A 16,587-nucleotide genomic window follows, 5' to 3' on the forward strand; every position below is an offset into this window, starting at 1 on the left:
GCGTACGGCGACGGACGGGGCGGGGAGGTGCGGCCGCGCGGCGGGGTGCTCAGCCCCGGGGCGGGTACGAGTAGAAGCCGGCGCCGGTCTTCCGTCCCAGCTGGCCGGCGGCCACCATCCGCAGCAACAGCGGCGGCGGGGCGTAGAGCGGCTCCTTCAGCTCCTGGTACATCGAGTCGGCGATGGCGGCCACGGTGTCCAGACCGATCAGATCGGCCAGCTTGAGCGGACCCTGCGGATGGGCGCAGCCCAGCTCCATCCCGTTGTCGATATCGTCCCTGCTCGCGGCCCCCGACTCGAACATCCGCACGGCGGAGAGCAGATAGGGGATCAGCAGCGCGTTCACCACGAACCCGGAGCGGTCCTGGGCGCGGATGGCGTGCTTGCCCAGCACGCCGGTGACCAGGGCCTCGGCCCGCTTCACGGTGGCCTCGCTGGTGGTCAGCGCCGGGATCAGCTCGACCAGGCGCTGCACCTGCGCCGGGTTGAAGAAGTGCACCCCCAGCACCTGCGCCGGCCGCCCGGTGGCCACCGCCAGGTTGACCAGCGGAATCGCCGAGGTGTTGGAGGCGAGGATGGCGTCCTCCCGCGTCACCACCTGGTCGAGCACCTGGAAGATCTCCGTCTTCACCTGCTCGTTCTCCACCACCGCCTCGATCACCAGATCGCGGTCGGCGAACTCGCCCAGATCGGTGGTGAAGGTGAGCCGGTCCAGCGCGGCGTCCCGTTCGGCCACCGTGAGCTTGCCGCGTTCGGTGGCCCGTTCCAGCGAGTTGACCAGCCGGGTGCGCCCCAGCTCCAGGGCCTCGCCGGTGGTCTCGGCGACCCGCACGTCGAGACCGGCGCGGGCGCACACCTCGGCGATGCCGGCCCCCATCTGGCCGCAGCCCACCACCCCAACGCGTTCGATGTCCGTCACGCCTGCCCCTTCGCCGGTCCGTCCGCTTCTCGGGACCCGACGTTACCCCCGGCGCGCCGGGGGAGGACCGGCCGGGTCCGGTCCTCCCCGACGGCGGTCAGTCGGTGGCGTTGCCGACGATCACGCCCCGGCCGTTGGTCCCGACATAGACCCGGCCGAAGACGTCGGGGTCGCCGGCGATGGCGTCGCCGGTGTAGGCCCACTGGTGCTGGTCGTCGTTGATCCTGGTCCACGCCGCGCCGGCGTCGGTCGAGCGGAAGATCCCGCGCGTTCCGTCCACCACCCCGCTGCTGTAGAGCGTGAGGTGGTCGGCGCCGGGCGCCGGGGCGCCGAGGCCGATGGTGTCCGCCGCGATCCCGGCCACCTCGGTGAAGGTGGCGCCGGCGTCCGTGGAGTGCCACAGGCCCTCGCCGGCCAGCCAGATCTCGCCGCGCGCGTCGGGAACGGCGGTGAACCGGACGTCGGCCTCGGCCGGCAGCCCGTCAGCCGCGCTCGCCGCGAAGCTCCGGCCGCCGTCGACGCTCACATAGAACGTGCCGGCCGAGAAGCCGTAGAACACCTGCGGATCCACCCGGTCCGCCTCCACCCGGGCGCCGGCCGGGATGCCGTCGGCCTCCGTCCAGCCCTGCCCGAAACCGGCGGTGTGACGCACCGGACCGCTCTCCGGACTCCACACGAACGAGCCGCCGTCCGCCGCCGCCGCGACCGTGCCGCCGGCCGCGCCCTCGGGGGCGGTGCCGGCGAACCAGTTGGCGCCGCCGTCGGTGGAGAACCCGATCGTGGGATCGGTGCCCTCGCCCACATGGTGGCCGACCCTGACCACCGTGTTCGGGCTCAGCTCGGCGAAGTCCAGGCTGGTGGTGGTGCCGAACCCGGGCGAGGCGTACATCGACTCGGGCACCTCCGTGATGTCGTCGTGGCGGAAGCCCCCGATGTCCCCCAGGCCACTCAGCAGTTCCACCGCCCCGGGCGGGGCCGCCAGGTCCAACACGGCTGTCTCCTCAAGGCCCTTGACCACCGGCCGGATGGTGAACAGGGTGTCGCTGTCCCAGTTGGTCAGCTCGGTGGTGCCGTAGACCGTCGCGCCCGTGCCGTAGAGCAGCCGGTCGGAGTCGAACGGGTCGATCTCCATGCCCTCGGTCATCCAGCCCAGCTTGGGCACCTCCTCGGGCGGCGTCGGGTTCCCGTTGAAGTCCAGCCAGGGCACCTCGGAGATGTCGATGGTGTAGCGGTTGTTCCGCTCCGGGTAGTTGCCGAACTCCCAGGCCCTGGTCCAGCTGTCGCCGCCGTCCGTCGAACGGAACAGCTGGGTGTCGGGCCACCAGGAGCTGTAGCCGGTGACCATCAGCGTGCCCGGGGCCTGCCGGTCGACGGTCAGTCCGCTGAAGCCGAAGTAACGGTCGCCGCCCGACGGCACGGGGGAGATGTCCGTCCAGGTGTCGTCGGCCGTGTCGAGGCGCCAGACCTCGCCGTCCTCGCCGGCGTAGGGGCCGGGGTTGTCGCTGGTGGCGATGTACAGATCCCCGGTGGCCTCGTCCAACACCCCCTTGTGCGGCAGGAATCCGGTGGGCTGACCCGGCACCGCCTCCCAGGTGGCGCCGGCGTCGGTGGACCGGTAGACGCTCTCCGCCAGATCGGCCACGCCGGCGTAGAGGGTGGGGGTGGCGCTGCCGGGGCTGCCGGATCGCGGGTCGAACGTCACCCAGGTGACGCCGATGATGTCGTTCTCGTAGCCCAGGGGTCGTCCGGATTGAGCACATAGTCCCCGGGGTTGGGGAAGGAACCGACCTCGCTCCAGCTCTCCCCGGCGTCCGTGGAACGCCACAGGCCCTCGCCGCTTGGCGCCCCGAGATAGAGCACGTCGTTGTCGTTGGGGTCGATCGCCAGCCGCTCGCCCATGCCCCGGCCCGGCATGTTGCCGCCGAGTTTGAAGGGCAGCTCACTGGTCTCCCAGGTCTCGCCCCGGTCGGACGAGCGCAGGATCGCGCCGTTGGCCGGATCCCAGTCGTTGGTGTAGGTGCCCACGGCCGCATAGACCCGGTCGGGGTCCACCGCGTCGGTGGCCAGCGAGGCGACCCCGGTGTAGCCCCAGTCGTCCCAACCGACGTGGTCGAGCAGCGGGATCCAGGACTGGTCGGACTCGTTCCACCGGTAGGCGCCACCGATGTCCGTTCGTGCATAGAACAGGTTCGGTTCGGACCGGTTGAAGACGATGCTCGGCACAAAGCCGCCACCGCCGATCTGCACGTTGTCCCAGGTGTAGCTCACGGCGAGCGTCGGCTCGGCGTCGCCGGTGTGCTCCGGGGCTGTCGCGTCGGTCGCGTCGGTGGCGTTGGCCGTGGCCAGGCCGCCCATCAGGCTGCCTATCAGGCCCCCTACCATGGCAAGGCTCGCTACCAGCACGACCGTTGGTCTCCCTCTGCGCACGCTGTCGTCCTCTCCGTGCATGACCGCCCGAAGGCGGCGTGGGGGGTGGGCGAAAACATGGGAGCGCTCCCGGAGATGTGCGCTGTTGATGCTAACTATCGAATGTTGTTCGCATAAGGGTGTGTCAAAGGCGGATCGACCGCGCCGCATTCCGTCACTCTGTGCTGGGCATGGATAACGGAGACGAGCGTCAGGGGGCACTCATGGGTCGTACGGGTCGGATCAGCCGCAGGAGCTTCGCGCTGGTCGCGATGGGCACGATGGCCGGCGCTCTGACGCCGGCCCAGGCCGCCGCCGTCGAGCGGGTCCCGCCCACGGCGGCCGACGCGCGGCCGGCCGGCGGCGGCGCGGCGCCGTTCGCCGAGCAGCTGCGCGGGATGTGGATCGCCTCGGTGAGCAACATCGACTGGCCGGCCGCCCAGGGGCAGTCGGCCGACGCGGCCAAAGCCGATCTGCTGGAGCTGCTGGATGTCGCCGTCCGCTGGGAGTTGAACACGGTCTTCTTCCAAGTGCGGCCCACCGCCGACGCGTTCTGGCCCTCCCCGCACGAGCCCTGGTCCGAGTGGCTGACGGGCACCCAGGGGCAGGATCCGGGATGGGATCCGCTGGCCTTCGCCGTCGAGGAGGCGCACGCGCGGGGCCTCGCCCTGCACGCCTGGTTCAACCCGTACCGCGTGGCCACCCACACCGACCGCTCCCGGCTCACCGCCGACCACCCGGCGCGGCGCAACAGCGACTGGGCCGTCGCCTACGGCGGCCGGCTCTACTACAACCCCGGGCTGCCCGAGGTCCGCGCCTTCGTCCAGGACGCGATGCTGGACGCGGTCGCCAACTACGACATCGACGGCGTCCACTGGGACGACTACTTCTACCCCTACCCGGTGGCGGGCGCGGCCTTCGACGACGCGGCCGCCTTCCGCGAACACGGCGGGGACTTCGACGACCTGGGGGACTGGCGCCGCCACAACATCGACCTGCTGGTGCGCGAGATGCGCGCGCGGGTGGCCGAGGCCAAGCCGGACATCCCGTTCGGCGTCAGCCCGTTCGCCGTCTGGCGCAACCGCTCGACGGACCCGCTCGGCTCCGACACCAGGGGCGGCGTCCAGACCTACGACGACCTCTACGCGGATGTCCGCACGTGGGTCAAGGAGAGCTGGATCGACTATGTGATCCCCCAGATCTACTGGCATATCGGCAACGAGGCGGCCGACTACGCGGTGCTCGCCGCGTGGTGGTCCGACGTCGCCGACGGCACGGGCGTCGCGCTCTATCTCGGCGAGGCGGTCTACAAGGTCGGGGACCCGGCCCAGCCGGCGGCCTGGCAGGACCCGGCGGAGCTGTCCCGCCATCTGACGCTCTGCGCGGAGGAGCATCCGCAGGTCGGCGGCCATGTCTTCTACTCCGCCAAGCAGGTCGCGGCGGACCCGCTGGGGGCGATCAGCCGGGTGTACGAGGACCACTATGGCTGAGCGCGCCAGCGCTTTTACGGGGACGCCGTGGCGGGTGCGCGTGGACGCGCGGGTGCGCGGGCCATGGGGAGCGGTGGGCGGCCGGGTAGGGGGGACGGCTGAATTCGCGTGGAGGTGTGAGTGGCGGTGGATGGACGTCCGGTGGGGGTGAGGGGCGGAGTTTCCGGGGTGGGGGTGGTCGGCCTGAGGTGTGGGGCGGGGTTTCGGCGTTCCTGGGTGCTGGACGGGGGTGGATGGAACGTCCGGTGGGGGTGAGGGGCACTCGGGTGGTGGGGGTGCTGGTCGGATCGACGGGGCGGGCGGGGGCCGTGGTAGGCGGAAGGCTTCTGGCGCTCAGGGGTGGGTTCATGATGGGTGGGGGCCGTCGGGGGCGGGCGGTGCGGTGGAGATCGGTATGGCGGTGGTCGGCCGGTGGCGTGTACCCGGGGGGTGGTCGACGGCCGGCGGTGGGTTGCTCGTTCGCCCGGTGCCTGAGGGGGGCTGCGGGTGGTGCGTCTGGGGCCGTCCTGCCGGGCCTCGCCGGTGTCGTCCGGCGGGTGGTTCGTACGGGCCGGATCTCCCTGGACAGGCGCGTGCCGGCCGTGTCATCCACCGGGGCGGACGCGGGCGTCGGGGGTGACGGCGCAGGTGGGGGTGCCGCCGGGGAGGCGGTGGCGGTTGGTGGCGATGGCGCGGTAGATGCCGTGGGCCAGCCAGCTGATCGGGGGCAGGGTGAGCAGCGCGCCGAGGGGGGCCCACCAGCGTCCGGCGGAGAGCAGGGCCTTGGCGACGGCTCGTGACCCGCCGTACACCCGGCCCGTCGGGGTCACCCAGAGCACCTCGTGCCGGGCGCGTTCCGCGTCGGTGCCCAACGCGTCCAGGTCGGCGAACTGCCAGGCCACGATGGTGCAGTCGGGGCGGACCCGACGTTCGGCGAAGAGCACGGAGGTGGTGCAGAAGCCACAGTCGCCGTCATAGACCAGTACCGGTTGTGCGCGCATGCCCCCATCGTGCCGGACGCGGCCCCGTTCATCCGAGGCGCAGGCTCCATCGTCCGCGTCCGCCGCTGAGGCTGACCACCGAGAGCGGATGCACCTCCGTGCGCCAGTAGGAGGCGGGCGGCGCCTTGAGCGCGTACAGCATCGCGGCTCTGATCACGGTGGGCTCGGTCACGGCCACCACCAGGCCGTCGCCCTCGATGGGCCGGGTGTCCAGCCAGCCGCCGATGCGGGAGACGAACGCCAGCAGCGATTCGCCGCCGTGCGGGGCGGCTCTGGGGTCGGCCAGCCAGGCGTCGACCGACTGTGGTTCGCGCGCGGTCACCTCCTGCAGGGTCATTCCGCGCCAACGGCCCATATCGCAGTCCCGCAGGGCGGGTTGCGCGAGCGGCGAGAGGCCGAGCGCGTCGCCGGTCTGCCGACTGCACGGGGTGGGCGAGCAGTAGCGCAGCTCGGCGGCGGCCAGTGGCAGCAGCGCGGGGATCGCCCGCTCCAGCGCCAGCCAGCCCGCCGCGTCGAGCGGCCGTTCATCGTCGAAACGGGCGTCGAGGAGGGAGGAACTGCGGGCAGCGGCTATCAGCGTGACCAGCATGGCGCGATGGTACGAACACATGCAGGAGTAGACCACTACTCGCGCGTTAAATCTCCGCGATCCATGAAGGTGTCCCGCTGGTGGCCCGCTGATCACCGAGGTGCGATATCACGCTCTGTGTCCAGTTGATTTCAGCCACGATGGCGGTCGGTCGTGGGCTCTGCGTCCGCCGGGGTGCGGTCCGGTGGGGGCGTGGGGGTGGGGCGGATGGCCGTCATGGCGGAGATCTCCCTGATGTCGCGGCCGGTGAGGGTGATCTGCCCGCCGCCCCTGTTGTGCGGGAACTCCCGGAGCCGCGCCTTGCGGCGGATCCAACTGGCCGACCAGGGAAGCCATTTGGCGGCCTCCTCCGGTGTGTAGTGGAACAGTTCGCCCTCCGGGGAGCCGGGGGGTGGCACCTCACGTCCGGGCTCGGGCTCGACGGCCGGGTCCTCGTCGTTGCGGAGCAGATCGCTGACCGGCACCCCGAGGGCCGAGGCGATCCGGTGCAGTGTCGTCTCGCTGGCGCCGGCGAGGCCGCGTTCCAGGCGGGAGAGATGGCCTCGATCCAGGCCGGTGAGTCGGGCGAGGTCACGAAGGCTGAGCCGCCGAACCGTGCGGATGGCCCGAATCGCGGTGCCGTTCGGTGTCACGTTCAGAGGATAAGGCCACAGATGTTTAGCGAGCAAATATTGATGCTTAGTTTCTGCACGTCAGAGGCTTGTGGTTGCCTATTTGAGGCGCCGGCTTGGCATGACACAACCATATGGCGCTGTACATGCTGCTCAATGGCCGATTTTGGGCCTGTTGCGTTGCACAGAGGTGCGGCAACATAGATTTCATGACTCAAGACTGGGCACGGCTGGGAACGTTGTTGAAGCAGGCGCGGGAAGGCCGTGGGCTCCAACAGAAGTTTGTCGCCAAGTCCCTCAAAGTGGAGCGCGGCGCCATCTACAACATCGAGAAGGGCGCGATCAAGAAGCTCACCGGCACCATTCACCACTACGCCGAGCTGGTCGGGTGGAACCCGGAGTCGCTGGGCGTGGTGCTCGAAGGCGGCGAGCCGGAGACGGCGGGCGACGCGGACCGCGCCTCGGGGTCCGGCCGCCGGGCGGACACCGCGGGCTCCGTCGCCGACCACAACACCGGCGGGCTCTCGCTCCTGGTGCGCAAGGCCATGTACGAGGGGGAGTTGATCGATTCCGACGTGGAGTCCGTCCGCACCCCCAACGGCGAGATCCGGGTGGCCATCGTCGCCCGTGGCGTCCCCGGCGCCTCCGGCGCGCAGCTGGACGAGGCGGGCGAGGTCTGGGCGCGGCTGCGTACCGCGATCAACCGGGCCTTCGACGAGGAGCAGGGCGGCGCCGGCGGCTGACCGGGCCCGGGGGTGTCCCGTGCCCCGGCCGGGGCACGGGACACCCCCGGTGCGGCCGTACGGTGCCGCGAGGTGCAGTAACTCGCCATCGGTTCGCCGGAGCGCGGTGACGGGGCCGCCGGGTGGGCCCCGCCCACCACCCGGCGGCCCCGGCGCGAAAGTCTGGGCCGATGACTCTCGTTCTGCCGCCCCGGCTCACCGCCTCCGCCGGCTCGGTCCGTGCCGCGGCCGAGCGCCGTGGGCTCGCCACGGTGGCGCTGCCGTCGTTCGCCGTGCCGCCCGGCCTGCGCGCCGAGCATCTGCATGCCGGGCCCTCCTTCGCCGACGCGGTGGCTCCCGCCCTGGGCATCGCCACCCTCCAGGCCCCGGGGGACTGGCTCGCCACGCTGCCCCGCGTCCACACCGGCCGCGAGATCGCCCTGCTGCCGCTCGCGCGGGCGCACGCGCTGCGCCGCCCGGTGTTCGTCAAGTCGCCCAACGACAAGTCCATACCGGCGCGGGTCTACGCGGACGGCTCCCGGCTGCCGGGGCTCGACGCGTTCGCGCCCGAGACCGAGGTGCTGGTCAGCGATATCGTCGCGTTCTCGGCCGAGTACCGGCTCCATGTGCTGGACGGCGCGGTGCGCACCGGCAGCCAGTACGCCGAGGACGGCCGCTCGCGCCGGGCGCCGTTGCCCCCGGCGGCGCTCTCCTTCGCCGCCGAACTGCTCGCCGCCCACGGCCACACGCTGCCGTCCGCGATCGTGGTGGACATCGGGCTGACGGGCGGCCGTTGGGCGGTGATCGAGGCCAACGCGGCCTGGGCCAGCGGGATCTACGACGCCGATCCGGACCGCGCGCTGGACGTGGTGCTCCGCGCTGCCCGGCCGGTATCCGCCCTGGACCCGCGCGACCGCCCGTTCGTCCGCACCGCGCCGGAGGGGGGCGGGCTCTAGGGTGTGGGCCACTCGCCGGTGGTGGTGAAGCGTTCGATGGTGGCTTCGTGGGGTGTCGGGTCGAGCCCGTGTTCCGCGAGCCAGGCCGGGTTCCGGTGGGTTCGTCGGTAGGGTGCGGCGCCGTCGCCGGCGACGGTGACCACGCTGCCGCCTCGGCCGTTCTCCGCCATCCGGCGCACCAGCTGGCAGACGCCCCACAGGCCGGCGCCGGCCGCCGGGCCGACGGCGAGGCCGGCGCGGTCGTCGAGCCAGCGCATGGCCGCCACGGAGGCGGCGTCCGGCACGGGCACGACCAGATCGACCACCGAGGGCTGAAAGCCCGGCTCGATCCTGGGGCGGCCGATCCCGGGGATGCGCGACGGCATGCCGGTGGCGTAGTCGGCGCAGTCGCTCGCCCAGCCGGGGAAGTAGGCGGAGTTCTCCGGATCCACCACGGCCAGCCGGGTGGCGGGGGAGTGCTCCCGCAGGTGACGCCCGGAGGTGGCGGAGGTCGCGCCGGTGCCGACGCCGGTCACCAGCCAGCGTGGCTCCGGATGCGCGCTGCCACGCAGTTGGTCCAGCACCTCCTCGGCGAGCGAGGGGCCGCCGTGTTCGGCGAGGGCCGGGGTGGCCTCGGCGAAGTGGTCCAGGAGGTGGCCGCCGAGCCCGCGCGCCACCGTCGCGGCCTCGGCGAGCAGCGCGGCCGGCGGCTGCTTCGCCAACTGCCAGTGCCCGCCCTCCCGTTCGATGTCGGCGCGCACATCGGCCGGCGTTCGGGCCGGCACCACGGCGGTGAACGGGAGCCCCAGCAGCCGGGCGAAGTACGCCCCGGCGACGGCGACCGCGCCCGCGGTGCCGACGACCACCGGGGTGCCGGCGCCGAGCCGCCCCCGGGTGATGGCCTGCCGGTAGAGGGCGCGCACCAGGCGGTGTTTGAGGCTGCCGGTTGGCTGCGCGGACTCGTCCTTGAGCAGGACCGTGATCCCGGGGAACGCGGGCAGCGGCACCGCGCGGAGCGGCGTCGGACCCCGGCTCGCCGCCTCCTCGCGCAGCCGCGCGACGGCGTCGGCTGCCCAGTCCCGAGGGGTGTCCCGTGTCATGGCCGCACTCTTCCCTGCCCGGACGCCGCCGGGCAAGGCGCGGTGGCATCACGGGAGTTGGGGTTCAGCCCCCGGGGGTGACGCGGCGCAGGTCGAACCAGAAGGTGGGCACCTCGTTGGTGCCGGGCGTGGTCCGCGTCAGCTCCCAACCGGCGAACCGGTCACGCAGTTCGTCGGTGGTGACGCCGGAGATCGGATCGTCGAACGCCTCGGGGCCGTATCCGAACATCAGCAGTCGTGCGCCGGGCGCCGCGCGGGCGGTGAGGCCGGCGGCGTAGGCGTCCCTGCGGTGCGGTGGGATGCCGCAGTAGCAGCTCAGATCGAAGAACAGCTGGTAGGGGCCCGGTGCCTCCAGGGTGTCGAGTCGGGTGGCGTCGCCGTTGAGCAGCCGGGGCGCCACCCCCGCCGCCTCGGCCTTCGCCCTGGCCTGGCGGATCGGCGCTTCGACCAGGTCGACGCCGACCACGTCCCAGCCGTGCCGGGCCAGATAGATCGCGTTGGTGCCGGTGCCACAGCCGAGTTCGAGGGCCCGGCCGGGCGGCAGCGCGTCGGGTCCCTCGACCAGGGCGACCAGCTCGGGCGGCGTCACCCCGGTGTCCCACGGCGGGCTGCCGGAACGGTAGTACTCCTCGAACTCGCGGCGGACGGCGCGCTCCTGGTCGCTCGGAGCGGCCGGCCCCGCGCTGGCCCGTGGTGCGGTGCCGGACGGTTCGGTCATCATGCCCCCAAGTATTTAGAGTTGAACTCTAGTTGCTGACTCTAGATATAGGCTCGGCTCATGGATCCCGTCAAGCGAACGCGGAAGCCGCCGGACAAGCGGGCGGAGCGCGCACGGCGTACCCACGAGAAGATCGTCGAGGCGGCGCGCGAGCTGTTTGTCGCGCAGGGCTATGGCGCGACGAGCCTGCAGCAGATCGCGGACCGGGCCGGCGTCGCGGTCCAGACGATCTACTTCGTCTTCCGCAACAAGCGCACCCTGTTCAAGGGCATGGTCGACGCCTCGATCGCCGGCGACACCGAACCCGTCGCCACGCTCGACCGTCCCTGGTTCCGTGCCGCCTGCGCCGCGCCCACGGCGGCCGGGCAGCTGCGTGCGCAGGTGCGCGGCGCGCGCGGGGTCCTCGAACGGGTCGCGCCGATCATGCCGGTGATCGCGGCCGCCTCGGCGACCGACCCGGAGATCGCCGCCCAGTGGCCGCAGAGCCAGGATCCCCGCTACACCGTGCAGCGGGTGGCGGCCGAGGTGCTGGTCGCCAGGCCCGACGTCCGCCCCGACGTCTCCGTCGACACGGCGGCCGACCTGCTGTTCGGCCTGCTCAGCCCCGAGCTGTATCTGCTCTTCGTCCGCGACCGTGGTTGGTCCCCCGAGGCGTGGGAGGAATGGGCGTACGCCACCCTGCACGCCCAGCTTTGCGCGGAGCCGCCCCGGCCCCGGGACGACGGCCACGTCCCCTGGCCAGGCGGCGGATGACGCTTCGGCCCCGGCGGACGGTTCAGAGAGCGGGCAGGGAACGGGCCGCCTCGGTGGCGATGTCCTCGATCGTGCGGCCGTCCGTCGTCACCCGTACCGTGCCGACGCCGGCGCGTTCCAGTGCCTCGGCCGTACGCGCCGACGCCTCGGCGTGTGCCAGCAGTTCCTCGGTCGAACGGCCGCGCAGCGGATCGCCCGGCAGCTGGGGGCCGAGGCCACGGCCGCGCAGCAGGACGCGTTCCCGCAGCGCGTCGGCGCCGGCGTGCAGTCTGACCAGGGTGAACCTGCCCTCCGGCACGGCCGCCGCGTAGTCGCGGACGGTCTCGGGGTCGGCTATGTCGCCGGCGAGGATCAGGCAACGGGCGCCTGCCGCACGGTAGTTGGGCCAGACGGCGGCCAACCCCCGGGCGCGCAGCCGGTGGGCCGCCGCATCGGCGGGGGCGGGGACGGGGCCGAGGAAGCCGAGTTGGGCGAGGTCCTGGTAGGCCGCCTTGACGCCGGCGCCGAAGAGCCGGCTGAAGATCGCGAAGGCGACCTCGGACTTCCCGACGCCGCTCGCGCCGCACACCCAGAGCACCGGCACGGGCCCGGACGGGGCGCCGACGGAGGATGCGGGCGCCGGGCTCGGCGGCGGGGCGGGCGCGGCGGGCCCCGGCCAGCCGGCGGCGCGTTCCAGCACCAGCCGGACCGTGGCGGAGCGGGAGAGCCCCGTGCTGTCGACGGTGAGGTCGGCGAAGGTGGCGCGGTCCAGCGCGGCGGCGGTCCGTTCGTTCTCCGCCAGCAGTTCGGGCCGCCAGCCCCGGCCCAGGAACCGCTCCCGCAGCTGGTCGATGTCGACGCGCAGGCGGCAGAGGGTGAGCGAGGTGCCTGGCACCGCCTCGGCATAGGCGGTGACCTCCGCGGCCTGCTGGACCCCGCCGGAGAGGACCAGGCAACGGGCCCCGGCCGCGTGCAGGGTCCGCGCCATGGCGCCGACGTTGGCGGCCTTGACCCGGTGGGTCTGCGGATCGTCGGCGGGCGCCGGATAGCAGAGGCCGACCTGGTCGGCGTCGAGATAGCCGACGGCGGTCCCGGCCCGGTCGAGCCGGGCGAAGATCTCCCACCCCACCGAGGTCTTGCCGACGCCGGACGGACCGCAGAGCCAGAGAAGGGGGAAGCCGTCGGACATTCGAGGGACAGTAGTCGGCGGCCCCGGCCCCGGGCGACCGGATTCCCGCCCCGCGGGCGGTCGCGCCCGACCATGTCAGAGCCGGCCGGGCTGTCTCGTCCCAGGTCGTGGAGGCGGGTTCCGACGAGAGGGGCCCGCCGTGACGAAAGGGAGCCGGTCATGAACGAGGAGACCGAGGAGACCACGGAGCGCCGGGTCGCGCTGGTCACCGGGGCGAACAAGGGGATCGGGCGCGGGGTCGCCGGGCAACTCGCCGCGCTGGGCATGACGGTTCTGGTCGGCGCCAGGGACCCGGGGCGCGGCGAGGAGGCGGCGGCGGCGCTGCGCGCGGCGGGCGGCGACGTGCGGGCGGTCACCCTGGACGTCACCGACCCGGCCACCGTCCGCGCGGCCGCCGAGCTGGTCGAGACGCGGTTCGGCCGGCTCGACGTGCTGGTCAACAACGCCGGGATCACCGGCTCCGGACAGGTTTCGCCCAGCGACGCCCACGACCAGATCCCCAGTACCGTCGAACTCGACATGGTCAGGGCGGTGTTCGAGACCAATGTCTTCGGGGTGATCGCGGTGACCAACGCCATGCTGCCGCTGCTGCGACGGTCGCCGGCGCCGCGCGTCGTCAACGTCAGCAGCCACGCCGCCTCGCTGACCCTCACCGGCGATCCGGACGGCCCGTTCGCCGCGCTGTTGCCGTCCGCCGCGTACGCGCCGTCCAAGAGCGCGCTCTCCGCGCTGACCGTGCAGTACGCCAACGAGCTGCGCGGGGACGGGATCCTCGTCAACGCGGCCGCGCCCGGCTTTGTCGACACGGACAGCAACAACCACACGGGTTTCCTCACCGTCGAGCAGGGGGCCGCGGTCGTGGTGCGGCTGGCCACCCTCGGCGCGGAAGGACCGACCGCCGGGTTCTTCGGCGAGGAGGGCGAGGTGCCCTGGTGACGGTGGTCCCCGACGGTGCGAGTGGCAGGGCGAAAGCGTGAAAGCGTGAAAGCGTGAAGGTAGAGCGTCAAGGAGGAGCCGGTGTGACCAGGGCCGATGAGTTCCAGGAGCTGCGTCCGCTGCTGTTCTCGATCGCCTATCGGATCCTGGGCAGTGTGAGCGAGGCCGAGGACGCCGTCCAGGAGACCTGGCTGCGCTACCAGGCCACCGCCACCAGGCCCGCGTCGGCGAAGGCGTTTCTGTCCACCGTGGTCACGCGCGTCTCGATCGATGTGCTGCGCTCGGCCCGCGTCCGGCGGGAGGAGTACGTCGGGCCGTGGCTCCCCGAACCGCTGCTGACCGACCCGTACCAGGATCCGGCCCGGTCGGCCGAGCTGGCGGACTCGCTGTCGATGGCGGCCCTGCTTCTGCTGGAGCGGCTGTCCCCGCTGGAACGGGCGGTCTTCGTGCTGCGGGAGGTGTTCGCCTTCGACTTCCGGGCCATCGCCTCGGCCGTGGGCCGGTCGGAGGCGGCCTGCCACCAGCTCGCGGCGCGGGCGCGCCGGCACATGGCCGGCGGCCGGGCCCGGTTCGAGGCCGACCGGAAGGAGCGCGAGGAGCTGGCCGAACGGTTCTTCGGCGCCTTCCGGGAGGGCGAGGTCGACGCGCTGACCGAGCTGCTGGCGGCCGAGGTGCGGATGGTCGGCGACAGCGGCGGCAAGGCGCCCCGGTTCCGTCCGGTCATCGTCGGCGCCGAGCCGGTGGCCCGGGTGCTCGCCACGTTTGTCCCGCTGGTCATCAGGGGCGCCGGCGCGGTGGAACCACGGCGGGTGAACGGCCAGCCGGGCGCGGTCTTCCGGGATCGGGACGGGCGGGTGCTGAGCGCGTGGGCGCTGGACATCGGGGGCGGGCGGCTCCGGACGATCCACGCCGTGAACAACCCGGACAAACTCCGGCACATCGGCCCCCTGGCCGACGCCTGGGCGGCCCTCCGTGAGGCGAACCGGGCGCCGCGTCCCGGGAGTTGACCGCCGGCGCCCCGAGGTCGCGAGGCCCGGGCGCCGGGCGGGGTGTCATTGCATAAAACTGCTGCGCTACGTATAGTCATGCCATCGGTAGGAGGAGGCGATGGCAGTGCGTGCTGCGGTGGCGGGCGCCAGTGGGTATGCGGGGGGCGAGATTCTTCGGCTGCTGCTGGGGCACCCCGAGGTGGAGATCGGAGCCCTGACGGGGAACAGCAGCGCCGGTCAGCGGCTGGGGAGCGTGCAGCCGCATCTGCTGCCGCTGGCCGACCGCGTGGTGGAGCCGACCACGGCCGAGGTGCTGGCCGGGCACGATGTGGTCTTCCTCGCCCTGCCGCACGGCCAGTCCGCCGCCGTGGCCGAGGAGTTGGGCGATGCCGCGCTGATCGTCGACTGCGGCGCCGACTTCCGGCTGCGGGACGCGGCCGACTGGGAACGGTTCTACGGCACCCCGCACGCCGGCACCTGGCCCTACGGCCTGCCCGAGCTGCCCGGCGCCCGGGACGCGCTGCGCGGCGCCCGCCGCATCGCCGTCCCCGGCTGCTATCCGACCGCCGTCAGCCTGGCGCTCTTCCCCGCCTACGCGGCGGGGCTGGTCGAGCCGGAGGCGGTGATCGTCGCCGCCACCGGCACCTCGGGCGCCGGCAAGGCGCTGAAACCGCATCTGCTCGGCAGCGAGGTGATGGGCTCCATGAGCCCCTACGGCGTCGGCGGCGGACACCGGCACACCCCCGAGATGGCGCAGAACCTCGCCGCCGTGGCCGGCCGGCCGGTCACCGTCTCCTTCACCCCCACGCTGGCGCCCATGGCGCGCGGCATCCTGGCCACCTGCTCGGCCCGCGCCGTCGCCGGCGTCGACGCCGGGGCGCTGCGCGAGGTCTACGCCAAGGCGTTCGCCGGCGAGCGCTTCGTCCAGCTGCTGCCCGAGGGGCAGTGGCCCACCACGGCCGCCGTCACCGGCTCCAACGTCGCGCAGCTGCAGCTCGCGCTCGACCCGGCCGCCGGCCGGGTGATCGTGGTCGGCGCCATCGACAACCTCACCAAGGGCACCGCCGGCGGCGCCGTGCAGAGCATGAACATCGCCCTCGGGCTGCCCGAGGAGGCGGGGCTCCCGCTGACCGGGGTCGCCCCGTGAGCGTCACCGCGCCGGCCGGCTTCACCGCCGGTGGGGTGGCCGCCGGTCAGGGCGGGGACGGCGCGCCGGATCTGGCGCTGGTGGTCAACGAGGGCCCGGCCCGCGCGGCGGCCGGCGTGTTCACCCGGCATCCCGTCCAGTCGGCTCCGGTGCTCTGGTCGGCCCAGGTGCTGCGCGGCGGCACGGTCGGCGCCGTGCTGCTCGACGCCGCCAACGCCCATGCCTGCACGGGCCCTTCCGGCTTCCAGGCCGTGCACGCCATCGTCGAGCGCGCCGCCCGGGCGGCCGGCCGCAACGCCGCCGAGGTGGCCTTCGCCGCCACCGGACGGATCGGCGTCCCGGCCTCCCTGGAGGTCCTGCTGCCCGCCGTCGACCGCGTCGCCGAGGAGGCCCACGAGTTCGGCGGGGAACGGGCCGCCCAGGCCCTCGCCCCCGCGCCGGCCCCGCCCGTCACCGCCGCCGTCCGGGGCGACGGCTGGACGGTGGGCGGGATGGTCGCCGCCGCCGGCCCTTACGGTCCCGCGCCGACCACCTCCCTCGTGGTGCTCACCACCGACGCCGAGCTGCCCGCGCCCGCGCTGGAGCGCGCCCTGCGCCCCGCCGTCGCGGCCGGCTTCGACCGGCTCGGCGCCCGGCCGGCCGCCGCGCCCGGCGACACCGCCCTGCTGCTGGCCTCGGGCGCCGCCGAACGCGCCCCGGACGAGGCCGAGTTCGCCGACGCGGTGGGCCGGCTCCGCGCCGAGCTCGCGCGCCGGCTGGTGCGGGGCGCGCCCGGGGCGACCAAGGAGATCAGGATCGAGGTGACCGGCGCCGCCACCGAGGCGGACGCCCTCGCCGTGGGCCGCGCCGTCGCGGGCGACGCCCCGCTGCGCCACGCCATCCACCGCGAGGACCCCGACTGGGGCCGGATCGTCGCCACCCTCGGCGCCACCGACGCGGTCTTCGCACCGCACCGCCTGACCGTGACCCTGGGCGGGGTCCGGGTCTGCCACGACGGGGTGGCGGACGTCGGCGCCGCGGTGGACCTGCGGTTCAGGGAGGTGGCGATCGCCGTAGGGCTGGGCGCGGGAGCGTGCTCGGCCACCGTGTGGACCACCGACCTGCCGGCCGCCGCCGGCTGAGCC

15 protein-coding genes and 1 pseudogene are annotated in these 16,587 nt (G+C 73.4%); 8 read left to right on the plus strand and 8 right to left on the minus strand.

Annotated elements, in window-relative coordinates; genetic code table 11:
- Positions 1-49: 49 nt before the first annotated feature.
- Positions 50-919 carry a 3-hydroxybutyryl-CoA dehydrogenase gene (locus tag AOM46_RS25120; RefSeq protein ID WP_062215417.1) on the minus strand — a complete coding sequence of 290 codons (870 nt, stop codon included), beginning with the start codon at positions 917-919 and terminating at the stop codon, positions 50-52.
- A 97-nt stretch (positions 920-1,016) separates the two neighbouring features.
- Positions 1,017-3,367 (minus strand): annotated as a pseudogene (locus tag AOM46_RS25125) (xyloglucanase).
- A 182-nt stretch (positions 3,368-3,549) separates the two neighbouring features.
- Here AOM46_RS25125 and AOM46_RS25130 point away from each other — a divergent pair.
- A complete protein-coding gene (locus tag AOM46_RS25130) occupies positions 3,550-4,815 on the plus strand; it encodes a glycoside hydrolase family 10 protein (protein ID WP_067226577.1) in 1,266 nt (421 codons plus the stop codon).
- A gap of 584 nt (positions 4,816-5,399) precedes the next feature.
- On the opposite strand, the gene AOM46_RS25135 is transcribed toward AOM46_RS25130, so the two are convergent.
- The 3 genes from AOM46_RS25135 to AOM46_RS25145 all read right to left on the minus strand — a co-directional run bounded on the left by AOM46_RS25135 (position 5,400) and on the right by AOM46_RS25145 (position 7,016).
- Positions 5,400-5,795: a thiol-disulfide oxidoreductase DCC family protein gene (locus tag AOM46_RS25135; RefSeq protein ID WP_062215419.1), complete on the minus strand. Its 396-nt coding sequence runs from the start codon at positions 5,793-5,795 to the stop codon at positions 5,400-5,402.
- Positions 5,796-5,823: 28 nt separating this feature from the next.
- Positions 5,824-6,384: a histidine phosphatase family protein gene (locus AOM46_RS25140; RefSeq protein ID WP_078857229.1), complete on the minus strand. Its 561-nt coding sequence runs from the start codon at positions 6,382-6,384 to the stop codon at positions 5,824-5,826.
- Between the two features lie 131 nt (positions 6,385-6,515).
- Positions 6,516-7,016 (minus strand): helix-turn-helix domain-containing protein, encoded by a 501-nt coding sequence (locus tag AOM46_RS25145; protein WP_062215423.1) that lies wholly within the window; start codon positions 7,014-7,016, stop codon positions 6,516-6,518.
- Between the two features lie 188 nt (positions 7,017-7,204).
- Here AOM46_RS25145 and AOM46_RS25150 point away from each other — a divergent pair, with 188 nt between their 5' ends.
- Positions 7,205-7,738, plus strand: coding sequence for a RodZ family helix-turn-helix domain-containing protein (locus tag AOM46_RS25150; protein WP_158920625.1), 534 nt, complete (start codon positions 7,205-7,207; stop codon positions 7,736-7,738).
- Between the two features lie 170 nt (positions 7,739-7,908).
- Positions 7,909-8,673, plus strand: a complete 765-nt coding sequence (locus AOM46_RS25155; protein ID WP_062215427.1) for an ATP-grasp domain-containing protein — start codon at positions 7,909-7,911, stop codon at positions 8,671-8,673.
- Here AOM46_RS25155 and AOM46_RS25160 read toward each other — a convergent pair.
- A complete protein-coding gene (locus AOM46_RS25160) occupies positions 8,670-9,752 on the minus strand; it encodes a pyridoxal-phosphate dependent enzyme (RefSeq protein WP_062215429.1) in 1,083 nt (360 codons plus the stop codon). The genes AOM46_RS25155 and AOM46_RS25160 overlap by 4 nt on opposite strands.
- 64 nt (positions 9,753-9,816) lie before the next feature.
- On the minus strand, positions 9,817-10,473 hold the full coding sequence (locus AOM46_RS25165) for a class I SAM-dependent methyltransferase (RefSeq protein WP_234313997.1): 657 nt from the start codon (positions 10,471-10,473) through the stop codon (positions 9,817-9,819).
- A 57-nt stretch (positions 10,474-10,530) separates the two neighbouring features.
- Here AOM46_RS25165 and AOM46_RS25170 point away from each other — a divergent pair, with 57 nt between their 5' ends.
- The gene (locus AOM46_RS25170) at positions 10,531-11,223 is read left to right on the plus strand and encodes a TetR/AcrR family transcriptional regulator (protein WP_062215431.1); all 693 of its coding nucleotides are present in this window, start codon (positions 10,531-10,533) and stop codon (positions 11,221-11,223) included.
- A 22-nt stretch (positions 11,224-11,245) separates the two neighbouring features.
- Here AOM46_RS25170 and AOM46_RS25175 read toward each other — a convergent pair whose 3' ends face one another.
- Positions 11,246-12,391 (minus strand): hypothetical protein, encoded by a 1,146-nt coding sequence (locus tag AOM46_RS25175; RefSeq protein WP_062215433.1) that lies wholly within the window; start codon positions 12,389-12,391, stop codon positions 11,246-11,248.
- Positions 12,392-12,550: 159 nt separating this feature from the next.
- On the opposite strand from AOM46_RS25175, the gene AOM46_RS25180 reads away from it, so the two are divergent.
- The 4 genes from AOM46_RS25180 to AOM46_RS25195 all read left to right on the plus strand — a co-directional run bounded on the left by AOM46_RS25180 (position 12,551) and on the right by AOM46_RS25195 (position 16,584).
- Positions 12,551-13,327 carry an SDR family oxidoreductase gene (locus AOM46_RS25180; RefSeq protein ID WP_062215435.1) on the plus strand — a complete coding sequence of 259 codons (777 nt, stop codon included), beginning with the start codon at positions 12,551-12,553 and terminating at the stop codon, positions 13,325-13,327.
- An 83-nt stretch (positions 13,328-13,410) separates the two neighbouring features.
- Positions 13,411-14,334 carry an RNA polymerase sigma-70 factor gene (locus AOM46_RS25185; RefSeq protein ID WP_062215437.1) on the plus strand — a complete coding sequence of 308 codons (924 nt, stop codon included), beginning with the start codon at positions 13,411-13,413 and terminating at the stop codon, positions 14,332-14,334.
- A 100-nt stretch (positions 14,335-14,434) separates the two neighbouring features.
- The gene (gene argC / locus AOM46_RS25190) at positions 14,435-15,463 is read left to right on the plus strand and encodes an N-acetyl-gamma-glutamyl-phosphate reductase (protein WP_062215440.1); all 1,029 of its coding nucleotides are present in this window, start codon (positions 14,435-14,437) and stop codon (positions 15,461-15,463) included.
- Entirely contained in the window at positions 15,460-16,584 is a 1,125-nt protein-coding gene (locus tag AOM46_RS25195; protein ID WP_062215442.1) for a bifunctional ornithine acetyltransferase/N-acetylglutamate synthase, read from the plus strand. Before argC ends, AOM46_RS25195 begins: the two co-directional genes overlap by 4 nt.
- The last annotated feature ends 3 nt before the right edge of the window (positions 16,585-16,587 follow it).

This window comes from Streptomyces sp. NBRC 109706, from assembly GCF_000974485.1.
Lineage (GTDB): Bacteria > Actinomycetota > Actinomycetes > Streptomycetales > Streptomycetaceae > Streptomyces.

What these genes read in the sequence shown, in the direction of transcription:
- AOM46_RS25130 (WP_067226577.1), top strand. Translation starts at nt 3,550, where the DNA reads ATGGGTCGTACGGGTCGGATCAGCCGCAGGAGCTTCGCGCTGGTCGCG.
- AOM46_RS25135 (WP_062215419.1), bottom strand. Translation starts at nt 5,795, where the DNA reads ATGCGCGCACAACCGGTACTGGTCTATGACGGCGACTGTGGCTTCTGC.
- AOM46_RS25140 (WP_078857229.1), bottom strand. Translation starts at nt 6,384, where the DNA reads ATGCTGGTCACGCTGATAGCCGCTGCCCGCAGTTCCTCCCTCCTCGAC.
- AOM46_RS25150 (WP_158920625.1), top strand. Translation starts at nt 7,205, where the DNA reads ATGACTCAAGACTGGGCACGGCTGGGAACGTTGTTGAAGCAGGCGCGG.
- AOM46_RS25155 (WP_062215427.1), top strand. Translation starts at nt 7,909, where the DNA reads ATGACTCTCGTTCTGCCGCCCCGGCTCACCGCCTCCGCCGGCTCGGTC.
- AOM46_RS25160 (WP_062215429.1), bottom strand. Translation starts at nt 9,752, where the DNA reads ATGACACGGGACACCCCTCGGGACTGGGCAGCCGACGCCGTCGCGCGG.
- AOM46_RS25165 (WP_234313997.1), bottom strand. Translation starts at nt 10,473, where the DNA reads ATGATGACCGAACCGTCCGGCACCGCACCACGGGCCAGCGCGGGGCCG.
- AOM46_RS25170 (WP_062215431.1), top strand. Translation starts at nt 10,531, where the DNA reads ATGGATCCCGTCAAGCGAACGCGGAAGCCGCCGGACAAGCGGGCGGAG.
- AOM46_RS25175 (WP_062215433.1), bottom strand. Translation starts at nt 12,391, where the DNA reads ATGTCCGACGGCTTCCCCCTTCTCTGGCTCTGCGGTCCGTCCGGCGTC.
- AOM46_RS25180 (WP_062215435.1), top strand. Translation starts at nt 12,551, where the DNA reads ATGAACGAGGAGACCGAGGAGACCACGGAGCGCCGGGTCGCGCTGGTC.
- argC (WP_062215440.1), top strand. Translation starts at nt 14,435, where the DNA reads ATGGCAGTGCGTGCTGCGGTGGCGGGCGCCAGTGGGTATGCGGGGGGC.